The sequence below is a fragment of the Ruegeria sp. SAZD011 genome (assembly GCF_059612545.1).
Map to the genome: position 1 here is coordinate 1 of NZ_JBXWQU010000041.1, position 19,912 is coordinate 19,912.

The window sequence follows — 19,912 nt, forward strand, 5'->3', positions numbered from 1 at the left end:
GACCTCTTCTCAAAGAGCAACATCGCAGAGTTTGCAAAGGCAAACTCTGTCAACAAAATCTCATCAGAGATTTTGGGGGCTCTGCATCGAGCGCCGGCGCGCCAGGATCAGCGGCACGCATTGATTGGGCGAGTCGTGAATGGTCACGCAGTCGAGACACTGGAAGCATTCGTCATAGTCGATTTCTCCGCCCGGCCGGATGGCGCGATAGTTGCAGCGTACCCGGCAGAGCTGGCAGGGGCTGCCGCATTCGGGTCGGCGCGGAATCCAGCGACGCAGGCGCAACAGCCCGCCAATCGCCATCAGCGCGCCCAACGGGCAGACATAGCGGCAGAACCCCTTGAAGGTCACCATGGAGAGGGCGACCCAGGCCCCGGCATAAAGCGCGAAATACCATTCGCGCAAAAAGAAGGTGGTGATCGCGGTCTTGAACGGCTCAACCTCGGCCGCGGTTTCCAGTTCGCCGGGCGCCAAGAGCACCACCGCCACCAGACCGGCCAGCACCGCGTATTTCAGCCATTTCAATCGCCGGTCCCAGGCGTTGGGCAGGGGCAGGCGAGGCAGGCGCAGCCAGCGGCCCAGATGATGGGAGAATTCCTGCATCGCGCCATAGGGGCAGAGCCAGCCACAGAACAATCCGCGCCCCCAGAGCAGGAAGCCCAGCACCGCAGCGCCCCAGAGCAGCAGCGAGACCGGATCATAGAGCAGGAACGCCAGACTGCCGCCATCCAGAGCACCACGCAGCACCGCCAGCGGCGTCACCACCGACAGCTGGCCCTGGGCCCACCAGCCGACAAAACCCAAGGTGATCGCCAGGATGCCCAGTCTCAGCGGAACATAGGAGCGCAGACCCGCGAGGCGGCTTTGTCCCAGTAGCAGCGCAGGGATCAGCAACCCCAGAAAAATCGTGAGCAGACCGATATCCAGCGCGCGTCCGCGCAGCGCCTCTTGCCAGGGCGGCAGCGCCGTGGGGCCGGTCTCGGACAGAAAGAACCGTTCGGGCGTGGCATGGGTGAAACTGAAGCTGCGCGCACCGATCACCGGCTGGAAACTGCCATGGGCGCGTTGCACTTGCAGGGTCAGCTCCCAGTCCGAGGCCGGATCGAAACCCAGCCGCCGGTCGGCCCGCAGGATCATTGCGCGGCCTTCGGGCAGGCCGGACGCCAGTTCGACAAAGAGATCCGCATCGCGCAGGGCTACCGGCAACCCGCCTTGTTCCGCCGAAACCAGATCGGGGGCGGTGTTGCGAACGAAATCCTCGCCCACCAACCCGTGACGCGCGGTCTCGATCAGCAGGATCGGTTCATCATGGGGAGAGAGCGTCTGAAACTGCTGCAATTCTTCCAGCGTCTGCGCCGACAGGACGGCGCGGGCAATCGCGGGCGGACCCAGATCGAGGATCCAGAGATCGACAAAGGGCGCTTGGGGATCGGCCAGCGCCTGCGCGTCGTCGCCCGCCCAGAGGGTGCCCTCGAATCCTGCCTGCACCTGCGCGTTGCTGACCACGTGATGGCTGGCGATCCCTTGGGCCACGAGCGCAGCCCAGTAGAGCGGTTCGTCATGATCGGGGTCGGGCGCGCGCGGCGGCGCGGTGGCGATGCCCTGCATGCGTTCGCGCGCCACGGCCAGGCTGGCGGCCAGCACGGTTTCATGGGCGATGCGGACCGAGGCGGTGGCCTTGGTCACCCCGTCCAGATAAGTCAGTGCCGAGGCACCGCCGCCGCTGTTGCCATAAGGCGTGCCCACCACCATCGGCGTGGCGATGCTGAGACCGCGATACTGCTCCAGAAACTTCTCGAACGGGGCCACGCCCAGACCCGAGACAAAGATCGGCTCGTTCTGTTCGATCAGGCGCACCTCGATAAAGCTGCCCGACGCGTCCAGCAGGACCAGCAGGTTGACCGGGGCGCCGGAAAAGCCGGGCAGGGGCGCCAGCGGTTCGGTTTCGAACACGTAGCCCGCCGGTTTCCCATAGACGTCGATCAGCGCGTAAACCCCGGTCTCGTCGATCTGTTCGCCCAGCAGCAGTGGCGGTTTGACATAGGCGGCGAGCTCGTCCGGGGTGAGCGGATCGGCGGTGGCCACGAAGGCTGCCAGCATCAGGCAGAATGAGAGCACAAGCGCGCGCATGGCGCCAAGGCTAGGCCGGGTTTTCGGGCCGTGACATTGGACCAAGGTCTTAGGATCGAGACACCTTCCGGATGAACCGGGAAGGGCAACCATTGGATAATTCTGCCCAAAACGCTTGACAGCTTGGGGGAACCGGGTCCCAATCGCGCGAATGGGGGCAATGGAGATCGTGCATGCGGATCGCGACTGCGCTGCTGGCAATTGCCCTTTCCGGGCTATCGGGGGTGGTTCTCGCCGAGACCTCTGACGCCATCCGCGCGCGCAAGCCCGATCTGTTCCATCCCGAAACCGGTTTCAGGATCGACCGCCACAGGGCGCCCGTACCGGTGGATATTCCACCGCCCGCGCGCAAGGTGTCGGCGCTCTGGGCGCGCAAGCTGATCGCGCGCGGTGCGGTGGCGCTGGATGTCTATGGCGCGTCGCAATCGCGCTATGACGAGCTGGACGGCACCTGGCTGGTGCCGGAACCGCGCCAGAGTCTGCCGGGCGCGGTCTGGCTGCCCGAGGTCGGGCGCGGGGTGCTTGAACCTGCCATGCAGGCCTATCTGGAGCGCGAGTTGCAGCGGCTGACCGGTGGCAGCAAGGCCCGTGCCATCGTGGTGTTCTGCGTGGCCGATTGCTGGATGAGCTGGAACGCGGCGCAGCGGATCGCGGGGTTGGGGTATCTTCAGGTGCACTGGTTCCCGCTGGGTACCGATGGTTGGCGCGAACTGGGCTGGCCGCTGGAGCCGGTCGAACCGGTGCCTGTTCCGGTGGACTGACCGGGCGCTAGTTCGCGCGCGGCAGCACCGCGCGCTCCACGCCGGGGAACAGATGCGCGACCGAGCGGTGAAACTCCTGCGGTTGCGCGCCCATGGCGGCGAACTCCTCTGGCAGCGGCAGCTCCATCACCTCGACCATGTCGAGGCCGGTGCGGGCGGCATCATGCAGGGTCTCGTCCAGCCAGGACAGATAGGCGCGGGTCTGGCGCAACGCCGCACCGGTGCGGTCGAACGGGCCGTGGCCGGGCAGCACGGCGGGGGCGCCCAGCCCTTCGAGCGTGGTGAGCGCCTCTTGCCAGCGCGCCAGATCCGCGTGCGGGGTGGTGGGGGCGCGGTCGAGAAAGGCGAGATCGCCGGTGATCAGCAACCCGGTTTCAACATCGACCAGCGCCAGATCGGCCTCGGTATGTCCGCCGAGCGGCAGCGCGGTGAACCGGCGACCGTCTATGGTCACTTCGCCCCCGTCCAGCGCGGTATTGGGCGGCACCGGCTCGGTGCCGCGCATCCAGTCGCCCAGCAGCCGATACATGTTGTCAGCGAAGGCGTCGCCGTCGCGGCGGGCGGCCTCCAACGTCTGGCCCAGGGCAAGGATCGGCCGGTCGGCAAAGACCTGGTTGCCAAAGAAATGATCCGGGTGGTGGTGCGTGTTGACCACCGCCGACACGCCGCGCAGGTCGAGCGGTCGCAGGGTTGCCGCCAGCGCCTCGCCATAGCGGCGAGAGGGGCCGCTGTCGATCAGGATCAGCCCCGATTGCCCCTGCAGCACAGCGCAATTGACGATGGCACCGCCATTGACCTTGTCGAAATAGTCGGTGACGCCTTCGATCATCCAGACGCCGGGCAGCACCGGGATTGGCGCCAGATCATAGCGCAGCTTTGCCTGCGCAAAGACCGGGGCGGCGGGCAGGGCGGTCAGGCCCAGCCCGGCGGCGGCACCGGCCAGCAGGGCACGGCGGCTTGGCATCAGTTGACTTCCTCGCCCGTCAACGTGCCCGCGATCTGGTTGCCGTTGTTGTCGCGCCCGCTGACATGCAGCAGCGGCGGCATCCGTGCGGGGTCGAAATAGAGGGTAAAGGCCGGGTCTTCGTTTACCGGCTCGCTCAGCGCCAGCCGCGCCAGTTCCTGTCCGGCGTCGTTGGTAAAGCTGAGATCGCGGATGATGAAGACAGGGATGCCATCGGCCAGCCCGGTATCCATCGGGTGATCCACGATCAGCCGGGCCCGCCCGGTGGCGGCCCAGAGCCGGCCATGGATCTCGCCCAGCTTCTCCTCCCAGTCGTCCGAGGCATAGGCCTGCGCGGGCGCGGTACAGCCGCCGCCCGCCGCGTCGATCAGGGTGCCGCCCACATGCCAGCTGCCGCTTTTGGTGCGGACCGAGGCGCGCACGGCGGTGGCCTGGTCGATCTTGAAGCGCAGCGCCAGTTTCGCCTGCGCCTCGCCGGGGAAATAGCTGAGGATCTTGGGGATCGGGCCGTAATCGGCTGTGACCACGATCTCCTCGACATCGGGGATGGCGGTGGCGTCGATCAAGAGCGGTACGTGAAACGCATCCTCGGCGGCGATGGGCGCAAACACCCGCACCCGATCGTCGAACCGGATATCGGCAGGGTCGCCCAGGATCGCGATCTGGTGGTCCTCCCACATGCCCGAGGCAAAGGGATCGTCAAGCGGCACTTGCGGCGTGTCGGCGGCCAGCGCCGCGCCCGCCAGCAACGTGGCGCACAGGGAAAGCCCGTATCTGAACATCTCTCTCTCCTCCGCGCCGCATTGGGCCAGATGGCGGCGCGAAGGGCAATGGCACTTTGGTTCTATACCGCCTGCTCAGGTCTTGAACACGCGGTAGATGGCCGGGATCACCAGCACCGTCAGCAGGGTCGAACTGAGCAGCCCGAAGAGCAGCGACAGCGCCAGCCCCTGAAAGATCGGGTCGGTCAGGATCACCGCCGCCCCGATCATCGCCGCCACCGCCGTCAGCAGGATCGGCTTGAACCGGATCGCGCCTGCCTCGATCAGGGTCTCGATCTTGTCCAGCGACGGGTCCGCATGGCGGATGAAGTCCACCAGCAGGATCGAGTTGCGCACGATGATCCCCGCCAGCGCGATGAAACCGATCATCGAGGGCGCCGAGAAGGGTGCGTTGAACAACCAATGCCCGATGATGATGCCCAGAAAGGTCAGCGGCACCGGCGTCAGCACCACCAGCGGCAGCCGGAACGAGCCGAATTGCGCCACCACCAGGATATAGATGCCCAAGAGCGCCACGCCAAAGGCCGCGCCCATGTCGCGGAAGGTGATCCAGGTGACCTCCCATTCGCCGTCCCACAGCAGGGTGATGCCGCTTTCATCCTCGGGCTGGCCGTTCAGGCGGATCTGGGGTTTGCCCCCTTCGGGCCAGTCCATCGCGTCCAGCGCCTCGGCCACCGCCAGCATACCATAGAGCGGCGCCTCGAAATCGCCGGCCAGTTCGGCCATCACCATCTCGGCGGCCCGCCCGTTATGACGGAACACGGGGTACGAGGCGCGCTCTTCACGCAACTCGACCACATCGCCCAGCTCGACCACGCCGCGCGCGCCGGGCAGCACATTGGCCGGAACGGGGGTCGACAGGAAGCGCTCGTCCACCACCCGGTCGGCGCTGTCGCGGGCGACCTCGATGGGGATCGGGCGGCGGCCCTCGCCCCGGTGCGAATAGCCCACCGTCTGGCCCGCGTTCAGGATCGCCAGCGTCGAGAAGACGTCATGTTCCTGCACGCCGAAGAATTCCAGCTGATCGGTCGAGACCGTGGCCCTGAGACGGCGGGCCTGAGTGCCGAAACTGTCATCCACATCGACCACGAAAGGCACGCTTTCGAACGCCTCGCGGATGCGGGTGGCGGCGGCGCGGCGGCTGTCGGCATCGGGGCCATAGACCTCGGCCAGCAGGGTGGCGATGACCGGCGGGCCGGGGGGCGGTTCGACGGTTTTCAGCACCGTGCCCTCGGGCAGGTCGAGCGTGGAGAGCCGCTGGCGGATATCCAGCGCGATGTCGTGGCTGGTGCGCGCGCGCGCATCCTTGGGCAGCAGGTTGATCTGTACATCACCGAGTTCGGGCCGGGCACGCAGATAGTAATGCCGCACCAGCCCGTTGAAGTTGAAGGGCGCCGCATCGCCCGCATGGGTCTGGGCCGAGATCACCTCGGGCAGCTCCAGCACGCGACGCGCCACCTGTTGCGCTACTGCGTCGGTCTCCTCGACCGAGGCGCCCTCGGGCAGGTCGATCACCACCGACAGCTCGGACTTGTTGTCGAACGGCAAGAGCTTGACCGTCACGTCGCGGGTATAAAGCGCGCCCAGCGAGCCGAAGGACAGAACCGCCGCCACCAAAAGGAACAACCCGCTGCCGGATTTGGTGCGCAACAGCGGACGTGCCACCGCGCGATAGAGGCGCCCCAGCGTGCCGCCATGCTGGGCGGCCTCGTCATGGGCATGGGCGGGCGCGCGGCCGGCGATCTTGACCATCAGCCATGGGGTGATGATCACCGCCACGAAAAAGGAAAAGATCATCGCGGCTGAGGCATTGGCGGGGATCGGGCTCATATACGGACCCATCAGCCCCGACACGAACAGCATCGGCAGCAGCGCCGCCACCACGGTCAGCGTGGCGACGATGGTGGGGTTGCCCACCTCGGCCACCGCGCGGATCGCCTTTTGGGTGCGGCTGGCGCTGTCGGGCATGGCCCAGTGACGGGCGATGTTCTCGATCACCACGATCGCGTCATCGACGAGGATGCCGATGGAAAAGATCAGCGCAAACAGCGACACCCGGTTCAGCGTGTAGCCCATGACCCAGGCCGCGAAGAGCGTCAGCAGGATGGTGACCGGGATCACCACCGCGACCACGATGCTTTCGCGCCAGCCGATCGAGAACAGCACCAGCACCACGATGGACACGGTGGCCAGGCCAAGATGGAACAGCAACTCGTTGGCCTTTTCATTGGCGGTCTCGCCATAGTCGCGGGTCACCGTGACCTCGACGCTGTCGGGGATCAGGTCGTGTTCCAAGAGATGCACCCGGTGCAGGATCTCTTCGGCCACCACCACGGCATTGGCCCCGGCGCGCTTGGCCAGCGCCAGCGTCACCGCCGGACTGCGGCGGATCTCGCCGCTGTCGTCGCGGGTGACATTGGCCACGATCCGCTCGGACGTGTCGGGGACAAAGCGCACATCGGCCACGTCGCGCACATAGACGGGCCGGTTGTCGCGGGTGGTCAGCAGCAGGTTGGCGATCTCGGCGGGCGCATGCAGCGTCTCACCCGCCACCAGCGCGATCTGTTCGCCGCCGTCGCGCACCAGCCCGGTGGCCAGCGCCCGGTTGGCGCCCTCGACCTTGGCCGCCAGCTGTTGCAGCGTCACGCCGTAAAGCGCCAGCCGCTCGGGGTCGGGCGCGATGCGGATCGCCTCGGGCGCCTCGCCCACCAGATAGGTCAGGCCCACATCGCCGATCTTGGCCAGTTGCACCTGCAATTCCCGCGCGATGCGGGTCAGATCGTTGGCCGAGACATCCCCGGCCCCGTCGCGCGGCGACAGGGTCAGCGAGACGATGGCCACATCGTCGATGCCGCGCCCGACGATCAGAGGCTCGCCGATGCCCACCGGGATGCGGTCCATGTTGGCGCGCACCTTGTCATGCACGCGCAGGATGGCGGTATCGGCGGGGGTACCGACCAGGAACCGGGCGGTGACCATGGCATAATCGTCGCCGGTCTGCGAATAGACATGGTCCACATCGCCGATCGCCTTGACGATGGTCTCCATCGGTTCGGTGACCAGTTTCACCGCGTCCTCGGCCTTGAGCCCCGGCGCCTGGATATGGATATCGACCAGCGGCACCGAGATCTGCGGCTCTTCCTCGCGCGGCAGGCTGATCAGCGCCACCAGCCCCATGGCAAGGGCCGCAAGGATCATCAGCGGTGTCAGGGCCGAGCCGATGAAGCCGCGTGTCAGCCCGCCCGCGATGCCCAGGGGCGTGTCCTGTGATCCCTCACTCATGATCGGCCACCAGCACTTCGCCACCCTTGAGGCCGGACAGGATTTCGATCAGGCTTTCGCCCTCGGCCTCGACCGGTGTTCCGATCACCACCACACGTTCGGTGGCGCCGCCATCCGGTCCGGCGACACGCACGAAATCAAGCCCCATGCGCGAGGCGACCGCCGCGGGTGGCACCGCCACCACCTCGGCCCGGCCCACCGGCAGGCGCACCAGTACCCGGCGCCCGATGAATTCGGAGGACAGGCCCGCAACCTCGACATCGGCGATCACCCGGCCATTCTCGATCTGGGGATAGAGCTTGGCGAGGGTGCCGGTCTCGGCCCCCTCGATCCCGGCGATGGCGATGTTGTCGCCCTCGGCCAGGAAATCGGCATGCCGCTCGGGCACCGCAAGGCGTAGGAAGAAACCGCCACCGCCGATCACCGCGATCATCTCGCCCGGCAGAACCACCGAGCCTTCGGTCACCGGAACGTCGATCACCGTGCCGGTGATCGGCGCCAGGATGCGGCCCTCGTCGGTGCGTTGCAACAGGACGTCCCGCTGGGCGCGGGTGGTCCCGATCCGGCCCTCGATCACCTGCACGCGGGTGCGCAAGGCGTCAACATTCTGTTCGGTGGTCACGCCGCGTTCCAGCAGGTTCTGGCCGCGTGTCAGTTCGGCCTCGGCATTGCTCAGCTCCGATCCCAGCGCGCTGAGCTGCGCGTCGATGGCGCGCAGTTCCAGCTCCAGCTTCTCGTCCACCGTGGTGCCGATCTGCTGGCCCCGGGTGACGGCGCTGCCCTCGGCCACGCTGATTTCCTGCAAGATGCCACCCAGCCGCGACCGGGCGGGGAGGCTGTCGCGCGGTTCGACCTTGGCAAAGACCGTTTTCCATTCGGTGACGGTGACGCGGCGGGCGGTGGTTTCGGCCAGCACGGGCGCCGCGACCAACGCGGCAAGGCTCATCAGCAGGGCAGGGAGGATCACTTTCATAGGGCACCTTTCGGTTCGGTCGACCGATCTGGGTGACGGGTCGAAACCGCTTGGTTTATATATATTCAAAAAAACGATTGCGTTTCAATGGGCGGCCCGTGTTTTTTGCATAAAACACAGCGCCAAAGCGTCGCGCCTGGGGGCGTTATGCGCGCGCGATTACTGCGCTTATCCCGTTGCAAAACTTGGAAAAACGCCGTCTGGGGACGGGCAGGACATGGTGCAGCGCATCCAGAGGCGCCTCGGCGGGGGCCTTGAGTTCGCAAACGGTCCAGGACTCGCGATGGGCCAGCTGCCCGTCAGGGCGTGCATAGGAGATGTCGCGATCAAAGGTGATGCGCAGCCCGTTCAGGCTGTAATAGGAGCGGCGATAGCTGACCGCGACCATCGGCATCAAGGTGCCGTAGTCGCGGTCGAAATGACCCTGTCTCAGCAACCGTGTTTCGGTTGCGGCATCGACGGGCCGGGTGGTCTTGAACCGTCCTTCGACCGATGAGATCTTGGTCTCCAGCACCGCGCCTGCGTCGGTCTGTTCGGGATAGCGGCGCAGGCGGATCTTCTTGCGCGGCAGCACCCCTTCCTCTGAGTCCGAGAACATCTGCAACCCGGTGGTGTCGAAATAGACCGAGCGGATCAGCCGCGCGGGATAGAGCGGCACCATGCCCCGGCCTTGCAGATCGGCTTGCAGGCGGGCCATGTCGCTTGCCGTCAGAACCACCTTTTCTTCGATCCGGAAGCTCATCCGCTGTCCCCGCGCGGATCGAGGACCGAGTCGGCGTCGACCCAGCCCGCCGGGCCGTTACATTGGCCGGGACCAAGGCGCAGATAGGCGCCGGGGAATTCCTGTTTCTTGCGAAAGACCTCGTGGCAGAACAGCGTGGCCTCGATCCCGACCCGGTCGACGGTCACGCTTGATCCGTCCTTGGACGAGATGCCGATGGCGCTGGCACGCGCTTCCAGATCGCCGATGGCGACCGCGCTTGCCTCGCCGACCGACACCGCCTTGTCGCCGCAGTTGGCCGCCAGTACCAGATCGAACCGATAGTGGCCGCCGCTGAGATCCAGACAGTCATTGCCCGCGCCGGTGATCCTTGCCTCGGCCACATGCAGATCGGCAAAGTCCATGTCCACCGCATCCGAGGCGGCATCGTGGACCTCGAGCAGCGCGATGTCCCCCCGGCTGGAGACGATGTTGACGCCGTCTTCGCATCCGCCGCCTTCGGCGCTGATCCGCACCCGCGAGAGGGTCATGCCATAAAGGGTCAGGCAGCCGGTCAGCCCATAGGGGTTGAACCGCTGCTCGGGCGGTGCCTCGGCAGCGGCGGGCGGCGGGGGCAGGCCCTTGAACGCGATCTCGACCCCCTCCAGCCGGTCGCCCATCAAGAGGGCCCAGTCGTCAGGTGCCGACTGGGTCAGTACCAGCCGCCGGCCTTGCGGGTCCGGCTCTATGGCAAGGCCCGGACTGTGCCGCAGGGTCAGGCCCCAGCCGGTCAGGGGTGTGGTGGTAAAGGCCGTGCCATCCGCTGTTTGCGCGGTCAGGGTCATGGTCAGTTTCATGCCGTCCAGCACCGCGCCCGACAGGGCCGCCACATGGGCGGCGCGGTCCAGAACCTGAGTTTCGCAGTTGTCGCGGGAACAGAGCTCTGCTGTTGCGATCCCGCTGACCGGATCGGCGGCGGCGATGTCCCGGCTGCGGGCCTCGGGCAGTCGCTGGAAGAGGCGCGCGCGGAAGACGGGCCAGGGATCGGCGAGGGCGGGCCCGGTGCCCTCCGAGGGAAGGACCAGCGCGGGCAGTTTCGCGGCCAGACGGTCCAGCAGATGGGCCGCCGCATCCGGTGCGCAGCCGCTGTCGCAGAGCGCCCGGTAGCGCGCGGTCAGGTCGGCGCTGTCCAGCGCGGCCACCGCCGCTTGCAGTCGGGCCATGCGTTCGGCGTTGAAATGCGGTCCATAAAGTACCTTGTCGAGTGCGCGCAGATAGCGCGGATCGGCCCGTTTCGGATCGGCCTCGCCATCGTAATAGATCGGCTCCATGCCTTGCAGAAAGGCGTTCCAGTAGAATTTGCGGTTATGCGGGCGCAGTCCGTGGCTGGCACGCATCGCGAACATCAGCGCGGCGTAGTCCCACCAGATGCGCGCGGCCTCGGCGCTGTCGGTTGCGGGCACAGGCATGCCGGTCAGGGCCTGCGAAGGATCGGGCGCATGGGCGTTGCCGTAGGTGGCGTAAGCGGCCTGCAACCGGGTGAAGGCATCTGCCGTCATCGCCACCGAGGCGGCGCCGCGTTCGGCCCATTTGTCGTTGACCACCCGCGACAGGCCCAGATCCTCGTACAGATAGCCGCCCCGGTCCGACCACAGTGCCAGCAGCGCCTCGTCGCCCTCGAACATCGGCCCCTCGCGGCGGCGGTTGTGTTCCAGAAACTCCTTGGCCACGGTTTCCTGCCATAGCATCCGCACCGGCGTGCCGTTCTGCACCACATCGACGACCCGGGTACGCGGCGCCAGAAAGCCCAGCCGCGACAACAGCAGGGTGGCCAGCACCTCGTTTTCGGAATTGCGAGTTTTTTGCAGGAACAGCTTGAACCGTACCGCATGGGCGATATTGCCCTCGTCAAGGCGGATGTTCAGGCTTTGCAGCAAGCGGCCCCGGTCCAGCTCCACGTGATCCTTGAAATCGCCGTTCTGACGCAGTCGGGCAGGAAAGTCGCAACGGCCGAAATCGTAGAAAACCGAGACGGTTCCGTCAAAACTCCGCTTGTATTTCTCGGCGATCTGTTCGCCATCCGACGTAATGATCCGCAGCCCGTTTCGGGCCCATTTTCGGGCCTTGTCGACGCTCACTTCGATCCGCCGGACCGAAGCAATATCCGCCAGTTCCGCCCGGTATTGCCCGGTCGGAAAATTGCAACCTGCCTCTGCCACCGGCGCCAGCAGCAGGGCGGGCAGCAGGGCCAGGGGACGCAGCCGCCGCCACATGGCGTTCAGGCCGCCGCAAAGGCGATGCGGGTGATCCCGGTCTGGCCGTTGACCGCACCGCTCAGCGCCAGCAGGTCCTGTCGCGAGGGGCTGGCAAATCGATAGACGACCCCCTCGGGCGTCTTGTCGAACCCGACCAGCGCGGCATGGCCCAGCAGGTCGGGCATCTCGGTTTCGGAGAACACCTCGAGCGTGTGCAGCGCGTTGCCCTCGGTGAACGAGGTAGTGTAGAGCGGCACCCCCCGGACCCGTCGCGACCAGCGGTTGAACAGTTCCGCCGCCACCAGCGTACCCACCGCGCTGCCGACCAGCAGCACCAGCCACGAGACGCTGACCGCCGCCGCGATCCCGCAGGAGATCATCAGGAAATAGGTCACCAGTTCCAGCGGCGATTTCACCGGGTTGCGGAAACGCACGATCGACAGCGCCCCCACCATGCCCAGCGACAGCGCGATATTGCCCGAGATGACAGAGGTCAGCGAATAGGTGACCAGCGGCAACAGAAGCAAGGTCAGCGTATGTGAAAAGGTCCGGATCCAGGTCTGGCCGGAAAAGATCACCGCCTGGCGCACCAGGAGCGAAGCGCAAAGCAGCAGCGCAACCGCCAACAGCTTGTCCAGTTCGGATGACAATACGCCCATATCCCCCTCCCGAGATGTGCGGCAATCCTGAAGGGCGGCAACACCGAAACAGCGCCATGCTTACGCGCGTCGCATGGCTGTCCAGCGAAATCGGCGAGGCCCCCACCTTTGGATCACGCTTCTTGCGATCGGTGCCTTCGAAACCCCCGAGGCAACCGGATACGATTATCCTAATCAATAACTTGCCTTGTGGCCACGGTAATCGACCACGTTGGAAACTGTCTGTTTCCGAAACCGGTACCCCTAGCGCCGCCTGCGACGCAAAAGCGCCAGCAGGGCCTGCATCTCAGGCAGACGCAACAGGGCGCATCCAGCCAGGAACAGCAGTCCGACGGTCAATGCATGGGCGCACAGCAGGGCCAGGTCGCCCAGGTCCAGTTGCCGCCAGACCAGCGACGAGACCGCCGCCGCAACCACCGCGGCGCCGATCATCAGGGCGATCTCGCGCAGATCGTGCCAGGTGCCCAACGCGCCGTGGCGGCGATGGAGCGCGCGTGCCAGCACCAGCGCCGACCCGGTCGAGGCCAGCAGGATCGAGCTTGCCACCCCCTTGAGGCCGAACAGCGCGCCCAGTGGCAGGCCGGCGGCAAAGCGGATCAGCAGCGCGACCGCCGAGAACCACAGGAACACCCGCACCAGCGGCAGCCCGTCATCGGCCAGCGTCGCGGGCAGAAAGGCGGCCAGCACCGCGTTCACCAGCAAGAGCGGCGCCAGGAAACGGACCAGATCGGCGGTGGCGGCGGTGTCCTCGGCGGTAAATGCGCCACGTTCCAGCAGAAAGGTAATGAGCGGTGTTGCCGCGATCATCACGAAAGCCACCAATGGCAGGGTCAGGAACAGGCTGATCCGCACGGCGGCGGCGATGGTGGGGCGGGCGCCAGCCTCGGCCCCGGCGGCATGGGAGTATTCGGTGTAATAGGCCGAGTTCACGGCCGAATTGACGGCGCCGGGGGCGGCGCTCAGCAGGCGCTGGGCGACAAACATGATGGTGACGCCACCCAGACCGGTCAGCGAGGCAAGCGCCGCGTCGGCCCAGCCCATCGCCATCTGTGCAGCGGCGTTGATGGTGACGGCGGCAGCCCGGCGCGGCGTGGTCGACCGGCGCGGCATCGAAAGTCCGCCACGGTCCATCCGGCGCAGGTCGCGCAGGCCCTGCACTACGATCATCAGCGCCATCAGCGCGACCCCGATGACCAGCGCCCATGACAGCGACAGCGGCGTCACCGCCGCCCCCATCACCAGGAGCACCGGCAACAAGGTCACGCGCGGCAGCAGCCGCGCCAGCGTGGTCAGGCCAAACCGGCGGCGGGCAAAGTTGAACGCGCCCGCAAGCGCGGCGATCCCGGTCAGCGGCAGGCACAGCGCGACCACGCCCAACAGCTCGGCCGCCTGTGCCAGCCGGTCGTCGTCGAAGCCCGGCGCCAGCAGCCGTACCACCGGTTCGGCAAAGACCCAAAGCGCCAGCGCGATCAGGCTGAGCAACCCCACGATGGGGATGCCGAAACGCAAGAGCGCCCGCCGCATACCGGCATGACCGCCGCTCTGCACCTCGCGCACGAATTCAGGCACTGCCAGCTGGTTGGTCGCCTCAAAGGCCATGGCGATGGCCGACAGTACGAAGCGGCGTACGGTGAAATAGGCATCTGCTGCGGGGGTGGTGCCAAAGGCGGCGGTTTGCAGCACGATCAGCAGAACGCTGAGCAGCAGCCCCACCAGCTTCAGTCCGGTCATCAGCACGATATTGGCCAGCAGGCGCGCGGCGGACATGATACGGGTCAGGCCTTTCTGCCGGGGGCCGGGTCGCGCCCGAACAGACGGGCGGCGGTCGCGTCCGCCGGGAAACAAAGTGTTTCGGTGCAAATCATCGAGATTAAGGTTGAATGCTTTCCAGCCTTGCATGCAACATGAATCATTCGTTCCGTCCGGCACATTGTGCAGTGGGTGGGGGCGGAAACCGTCGGGGGGACGGATGTACGCGTATGAACGCATTACCGATCCGGCCGGGTTCGCCGCGATCGAAGGTGAGTGGCACGCGCTGGCCAGGGCCAGCGGCGGAGGCGTCTTTGCCAGCCACGCCTTTCTTCTCAGCTGGGCCGAGACATATGGCCGGGGCCGCCCGCTGGTGGTCTCGCTGTTGCGCCACAAGGGAAAGCTGGTGGGCGCCTTGCCGATGTTCCGCACCGGGCAGGCCCGCGCGGTGGCCGCCATGGGCGAGGGACGGGCGGGCATGGCGCAATGGCTGCTGCATCCCGATCTGCCCGATGCCGAGGCGGCGCTGGCGGCGCTGCTGCGGCCCGACTGGCTCAGCTTCTGGCGGCTGGAGCCGCTGGAGACCCCGGATGCCGAGATGCTGGAACGCGCGGCCCGGCTGGCCGGGCTGGCGGTGCGGCGCAAGGCCACCATGAGTGCCTGCAGCGTGACGGCCAATGGCGATTTCGACAGCTATCTGGGCGGGCTCAAGTCCAAGACCCGGCAGGTGTTCCGGCGCAGCGAGCGCAAGCTGGCCGAGATGGAGGTGCGCGATCTGCGCTCGGACCGGGACGGGCGCGCGGCACTCGACGCCTATCTGGCGGCCTCGCGGGCCTCGTGGAAGGGGCTGACCGGCACCGGGTACGGGGCCGCGCCCGAGGGGGTGGCGTTTCTCGAGAAACTCTTTGCCCGGCTGGGCCCCGAGGCCTGTTTCTTCGCCGCCCGACAGGTGGGAGATGTGGCGATCTCGGGCCGCTTCGTTCTGGTGCATGACAACATGCATTACGGAATGGCCAATGATTTCAACGAGGAATACGCCGAACTTGCGGTGGGTCGTAACTCGGTGATGCAAAGTGTCCGCGACGCGTTCGAGGGGGGGGCGGCGGGCTTCGACTTTACCCGTTGCAACGAGCTGGTGCGCGAGGTTTCGACCGACGAACGCCCGCTGGAACGGCTCTTGATCCACCGGCGCGGCGATCCGACGCTGGCGGCCTTCTTTGCCGCGCGCGGGGTCCGGCGGTTGCGGCGCAAGGCCAGCGGCTGGCAAAAGGGCCGGCGCGGGGTGGTGTCGTGAAGGTCGTGCTGAGCCGCGATCTGACGCCCGGACAGCACGCGGCGGTCAGGACCTTTTGCGATGCCAGCCCCGGCTACAGCTATCTACAGGATCCCGACTGGCCGGGCCTCATGCAGGACGATGGCGGGCGGCACAGCTATCGGCATGTGCTGGTCGAGCGCGATGCGGGCGGGTTGGCCGCCTATGGTGTGCTGCGGCTCAGCCGGTTGCCGGGCGGTTTGGCGCTGGGCGCGTTCCGGCGCGGTCCGGTGGTGGCCGCCCCCGCCGATCTGGAACCGGTGTTGGCGGCGCTTCTGCCCGCCCTGCGTAATGCGGGCCTGATCACCGTCGCCATCAACCCGCGCTGGGAAGATACAGAGGCTGAGACGGTCGAACAGGTGTTGGCGCGGTTGGGCGGGCAGGTGGCCCCGCCAGCGCGGCAGCGCCTGCACAGTTGCACCGGCCTGATCGACCTTGCCCTGACGCCCGAGGAGATCTTTGCCGCCTGCACCGCCCATGCAAGACGCAACCTGCGCAAGCTCGACAAGCTGGACCTGACCCTGCGCCCGGTCGCGGACGGGGCCGAGATGGCGCGGGTCCGCGACTGGACCGAGGCTTTTGCCCGCGCGCGGGGTCTGACCACGCGGGGCCTGCCGGGGCTTGAGGCGCAGCGCGACTGGATCGCCCGCCATGGCGGCGCGCTGATGCTGGTCGAGGCCGAGGGCGCCCCGATCGGGGCCTTTTCCCTGCTGCGCGACGGGCCGCGTGTGCTCAACATGTCCAACGGCTGGGCCGATCCCGATGCGCGTCTGCCGCGGTCCTACCTTGTCTATTGGTACGCGATCCGGCGCTGGGCGGGCGGCGCCGAGCCGGGCGGGCCGCGCTGGCTGGACCTGGCCGGACGCGACGACCCCCGCGTGCCCCGTGCCGATGCCGGGGCCGAGGGGCGCGAGCGGTTCAAGGACGGGTTTCCCCAGCGCCACGCGGTGCTGCCCCGGATGTACCGGTTCGTTCTGCGCCCGCTGCTGGCCCGGGTGCTCGACGGGGTCGAGTATCTGCGCGGCTAGGGCCAGCGTTCCAGCGTGACCGCGCCCAGATAGAGGATGACGGTCTCGGGGTTGGAATTGGCGGTGATACCGATCTGCAAGCGGTCGATGGCGGCGCGCTCGGCGGGCACATCGGGCAGGGTGCGGCCCCGGTTGTCGAGAACCTTTTGCCCGTCGAGATAGACCTGCGATCTGCCGGGCGCCGCATCGGTGCCCAGGTTCAGCTCCCAGCTGACCAGATGCCATCGGCCCGTGGTCAGCGCGGGCGCGCTGTCGTCGGTCCAGGCATGGCCGCCACCGATCTTCTTGCGATCCACCCGCAGTCGGCCGTGGCGCAGGTAGAGCCGCAGCCCGGGATTGCCGGATTGGCCGCAGAACTTGCATTCCAGATCGAACAGGTGGATCGAGTTCGCCGGGTTGCCGGGGGGCAGGAACAGCTCGGCCGTGACCCGGATGCGGGCGCCGGGGCCAAGCGGGTCAAAGGGCAGGATCAGCGCCGCCTTGCCCACCTTGCCCGCCTGTTTCGCCCCGGCCCGTGCCCGGATCACCTTCCGGGTGCCGACCGGATCGGGGGCGGGGGCGAGGGTGCCGTTCTGCTGTTGCAGACGCAGGTCGGGGCGGGCCATCAGTTCCGGCGCGCTCGCGTGATGCTCGGCCAGCGGGGCCGCCTGCGCCGTGGCGGCGGCGATCAGCAGCGGAACAAGCGATCTGAACAACGGGTGCATCGGGGCCTCGGCTCTGGTCGCCTCAGGCTGTCATCCCGGAGGTCGCACTGCAAGGGGGTCAATCCGGTCGGCAAAGATACGCGCCGCAGCAGCATGCGCATACAACCCGGCCTGCGCGGGGGCGGCGGCCAGCGCCGCGCGCAGGGCCTTCTCCTCGCCCGCCATCTCGGCAATGCCCAATGCCATGGCGTCGATATCGCCGATGGGAACGATCCGGCCCGCCGCCCCGGCCTGACCGAGCAGCCGCCTTGGCCCGTCGCAATCGGTGGCCAGCACCGGCGTACCCTGGGCCAGTGCCTCGACCACCACATTGCCGAACCCCTCGCGATGCGAGGGCAGCACGAACAATCCGGCGCCCGCCATCTGCCGCGCCACGTCCGGGCTGAAACCGGGCAGGGTGACCCGGTCCTGCAAGTCCATCGCCGCAATCAGCGCCTCCAGCTCGGGCCGTGCCTCGCCCTCTCCGAGGATGGTCAGCCGCAACTCGGGGCGGGTCCGCAGAGCGTGGGCAAAGGCGCGGATCAGGTCGGCATGCCCCTTGGCCGGATGCAAGCGACCAACCGCCAGCACCTGCGCCGGATCGCGGAACGGGCCGTCGCCTTGTACCACTTGCGTGGACAGCGCCAGCGCCTCGGGCGACAAGACCGGGTTGGGCAGGGTTGCCACCGCCGGCCGGTCCAGTTCCAGCGCCGCCAGCCAGTCGGCGCCCAGCCCCTCGGTCGGGGCCACCAGCAGATCGGCCAGCGGATAGAGCCGCCGCATCAGCCAGCGACGCGGGCCGGGGTGCCGGGCCATCGCCAGATAGGCGGCGGGAGAGCTGTGTTCGCTGATGATCACCGCCGGGCGGTGGCGGGCCGGAAGCAGCCTTGCCGCCAGCAGGACCGAAATGTTGCGCGCATTGGTGCCGGAATAGACCGCGTCCGTTCCTGCCAGCGCCGCGCGCAGCGCCCAGAGCGAGGCCATGGCACGCCGCCCGCCCAGGTCGATCGTCTCGACCGTGTCGGGGATCTGATCCAGCAGCGCACCGGTGCGGCTGCCCAGGATCAGGCGGATTCGGAATCGGTGTCCCTGTAGCTGCCGGATTAGCGCGACGGTCGATGTTTCGATGCCACCGGGCCGCAGATGGGGCAGCAGAATGGCAAGCCGGGGAAGCATGACACGGGAATTATCCATAATCGTGTCGCCCCCGAATTGTATTCGGGTGACAGTCGCGGTCTGAGGCGGCTAACATTCTCATATTAAGGCAAAACAATAATGACCATCGAGCTGAACTGTCTCGGAAACAGACTGTTTCCAACCGCCTGTTATGTTCAAGGTTAATGTGTCGATAAGGTGGCGACATTGTGACCGTTTCGAAGGGGGAGCCCATTTTCGGGCAAGCGAGACGGGTATGAGGGGTTTGGCAGATGAAGATAGACATCTATGAGATCGATCCAGATCTTGCCGGTGTCGACGGGGGGGCGCGGCTGTTCGATGCCATCGCTCCGTTGCCGGCAAAGGTGTTACGCGAGGCATCGACCGGGCAATCCCTGCGCGAGGGCACGGTGGTCCCGTTGCCCGGGCAGGGAGAGAAGTCTCCGGCGGATGCGGCCCCGCTGCGCGGGCTGATGTCTCCGGCGAATGTCAGGTCGGGTTATGTGCCGCGCTACCCGCGCTTCGACGCGGCGTTGAACCAGGTGCTTGCGGCGCTGGCATTGTTTGCGGTGGCGCCAGTGATGCTGGTTCTATCGGTTCTGGTGCTGGTGTCGTCCGGGCGACCGGTATTCTACTCCGGGGTGCGATTAGGCAAGGATCGCAAACCCTTCAAGATTTTGAAATTCAGAACTCTGTTGCCCGCCGCCGCCGCCCAGACCAGCCAATCCACGCTGCCGCGGCGTACCTTGCTGGAAACCAATATCGGCTCTTACCTGCGCAAATCCCGCCTGGACGAGCTGCCGCAGCTGATCAACATCGTCAAAGGCGACATGGTCTTTTTCGGACCGCGTCCGGTGCGGCCCGAACTCCTTGATCTCTACATGCGCGAAGCGGCCGGGTTCGGCCTGCGCTTCAACGTCAAGCCGGGCCTTGTGGGCATGTCGCAGGCGCTGCTGCCGCATTCGGCGGGCAAGCGGTTGCGCGGGCGGTTCAACTCGCTCTGCTGCCGGGCGCCGATGAATTACTGGGCGACGCTGGGATTTGTCCTGCATGTGGGGCTGACCGTGATGCGCCGGGCCGGGCGCGGCGTTCTGGATATGGCGCTGAATCTCGGCAGTCCGGCGATGCAGTTCAATTTCCTGCGCTCGGGGTTTCACCGGCCGCGCAATACGGTGGCGCAATTCGAAATGGAGGGTGAGGTCGTGACCGCGGGCGTGGTCGGCATCTCGGACCAGATTGTGCAATTCGTCAGCCCTTTGCCGCCGCGCCGCAGAAGCTATGCTCTGACCGTCGACCGCAAGCTGGCCTCGGGGCGGCACCTGCGGATCGAGATCAAGGCCGAGGTGAAGTCGGTCTTTCCGCTGGGCGTCGGCAAATCGGGTTTCCTGTGCCATGCCTCTTATGCGGCGCGCACCCCCTATCAGCGGTATCGGATCGAGCGTTATCTGCTCGACGAGACCGTTCTGTCGACCTGAGGTG

At 66.9% G+C, this 19,912-nt stretch carries 15 protein-coding genes; 4 read left to right on the forward strand and 11 right to left on the reverse strand.

Features of this window, described 5'->3' with window-relative positions; translation table 11 throughout:
• Nucleotides 1-63 precede the first annotated feature (63 nt).
• Nucleotides 64-2,130: a 4Fe-4S binding protein gene (locus AC2FLM_RS20545; RefSeq protein WP_496859762.1), complete on the reverse strand. Its 2,067-nt coding sequence runs from the start codon at nt 2,128-2,130 to the stop codon at nt 64-66.
• Nucleotides 2,131-2,303: 173 nt separating this feature from the next.
• Here AC2FLM_RS20545 and AC2FLM_RS20550 point away from each other — a divergent pair, with 173 nt between their 5' ends.
• Nucleotides 2,304-2,891 (forward strand): PQQ-dependent catabolism-associated CXXCW motif protein, encoded by a 588-nt coding sequence (locus tag AC2FLM_RS20550; protein WP_234183244.1) that lies wholly within the window; start codon nt 2,304-2,306, stop codon nt 2,889-2,891.
• A 7-nt stretch (nt 2,892-2,898) separates the two neighbouring features.
• Here the strand turns inward: AC2FLM_RS20550 and AC2FLM_RS20555 are convergent, their stop codons facing one another.
• The 8 genes from AC2FLM_RS20555 to murJ all read right to left on the reverse strand — a co-directional run bounded on the left by AC2FLM_RS20555 (nt 2,899) and on the right by murJ (nt 14,273).
• Nucleotides 2,899-3,855: a quinoprotein relay system zinc metallohydrolase 1 gene (locus AC2FLM_RS20555; protein ID WP_496859763.1), complete on the reverse strand. Its 957-nt coding sequence runs from the start codon at nt 3,853-3,855 to the stop codon at nt 2,899-2,901.
• The gene (locus tag AC2FLM_RS20560) at nt 3,855-4,637 is read right to left on the reverse strand and encodes a quinoprotein dehydrogenase-associated SoxYZ-like carrier (RefSeq protein WP_234218791.1); all 783 of its coding nucleotides are present in this window, start codon (nt 4,635-4,637) and stop codon (nt 3,855-3,857) included. The genes AC2FLM_RS20555 and AC2FLM_RS20560 overlap by 1 nt, the downstream gene beginning before the upstream one ends.
• A gap of 75 nt (nt 4,638-4,712) precedes the next feature.
• On the reverse strand, nt 4,713-7,919 hold the full coding sequence (locus AC2FLM_RS20565; protein WP_496859764.1) for an efflux RND transporter permease subunit: 3,207 nt from the start codon (nt 7,917-7,919) through the stop codon (nt 4,713-4,715).
• On the reverse strand, nt 7,912-8,892 hold the full coding sequence (locus AC2FLM_RS20570; RefSeq protein ID WP_496859766.1) for an efflux RND transporter periplasmic adaptor subunit: 981 nt from the start codon (nt 8,890-8,892) through the stop codon (nt 7,912-7,914). Before AC2FLM_RS20570 ends, AC2FLM_RS20565 begins: the two co-directional genes overlap by 8 nt.
• 145 nt (nt 8,893-9,037) lie before the next feature.
• Entirely contained in the window at nt 9,038-9,634 is a 597-nt protein-coding gene (locus tag AC2FLM_RS20575; protein ID WP_234218787.1) for a VTC domain-containing protein, read from the reverse strand.
• Nucleotides 9,631-11,865 carry a hypothetical protein gene (locus AC2FLM_RS20580; protein WP_496859767.1) on the reverse strand — a complete coding sequence of 745 codons (2,235 nt, stop codon included), beginning with the start codon at nt 11,863-11,865 and terminating at the stop codon, nt 9,631-9,633. Before AC2FLM_RS20580 ends, AC2FLM_RS20575 begins: the two co-directional genes overlap by 4 nt.
• A gap of 5 nt (nt 11,866-11,870) precedes the next feature.
• The gene (locus tag AC2FLM_RS20585; RefSeq protein ID WP_234218783.1) at nt 11,871-12,506 is read right to left on the reverse strand and encodes a DUF4956 domain-containing protein; all 636 of its coding nucleotides are present in this window, start codon (nt 12,504-12,506) and stop codon (nt 11,871-11,873) included.
• 243 nt (nt 12,507-12,749) lie between these two features.
• A complete protein-coding gene (gene murJ / locus AC2FLM_RS20590) occupies nt 12,750-14,273 on the reverse strand; it encodes a murein biosynthesis integral membrane protein MurJ (RefSeq protein WP_496859768.1) in 1,524 nt (507 codons plus the stop codon).
• A 202-nt stretch (nt 14,274-14,475) separates the two neighbouring features.
• Here murJ and AC2FLM_RS20595 point away from each other — a divergent pair, with 202 nt between their 5' ends.
• Both AC2FLM_RS20595 and AC2FLM_RS20600 read left to right on the forward strand, forming a co-directional pair.
• Nucleotides 14,476-15,549 carry a GNAT family N-acetyltransferase gene (locus tag AC2FLM_RS20595; protein ID WP_496859769.1) on the forward strand — a complete coding sequence of 358 codons (1,074 nt, stop codon included), beginning with the start codon at nt 14,476-14,478 and terminating at the stop codon, nt 15,547-15,549.
• Entirely contained in the window at nt 15,546-16,595 is a 1,050-nt protein-coding gene (locus tag AC2FLM_RS20600) for a GNAT family N-acetyltransferase (RefSeq protein WP_496859770.1), read from the forward strand. Before AC2FLM_RS20595 ends, AC2FLM_RS20600 begins: the two co-directional genes overlap by 4 nt.
• Here AC2FLM_RS20600 and AC2FLM_RS20605 read toward each other — a convergent pair.
• Entirely contained in the window at nt 16,592-17,290 is a 699-nt protein-coding gene (locus AC2FLM_RS20605; protein ID WP_496859771.1) for a hypothetical protein, read from the reverse strand. The genes AC2FLM_RS20600 and AC2FLM_RS20605 overlap by 4 nt on opposite strands.
• A gap of 39 nt (nt 17,291-17,329) precedes the next feature.
• Complete coding sequence (locus tag AC2FLM_RS20610) at nt 17,330-18,454, reverse strand: glycosyltransferase (protein WP_496859773.1); 1,125 nt, start codon at nt 18,452-18,454, stop codon at nt 17,330-17,332.
• A gap of 251 nt (nt 18,455-18,705) precedes the next feature.
• On the opposite strand from AC2FLM_RS20610, the gene AC2FLM_RS20615 reads away from it, so the two are divergent.
• Nucleotides 18,706-19,908, forward strand: a complete 1,203-nt coding sequence (locus AC2FLM_RS20615) for a sugar transferase (RefSeq protein WP_234218776.1) — start codon at nt 18,706-18,708, stop codon at nt 19,906-19,908.
• The last annotated feature ends 4 nt before the right edge of the window (nt 19,909-19,912 follow it).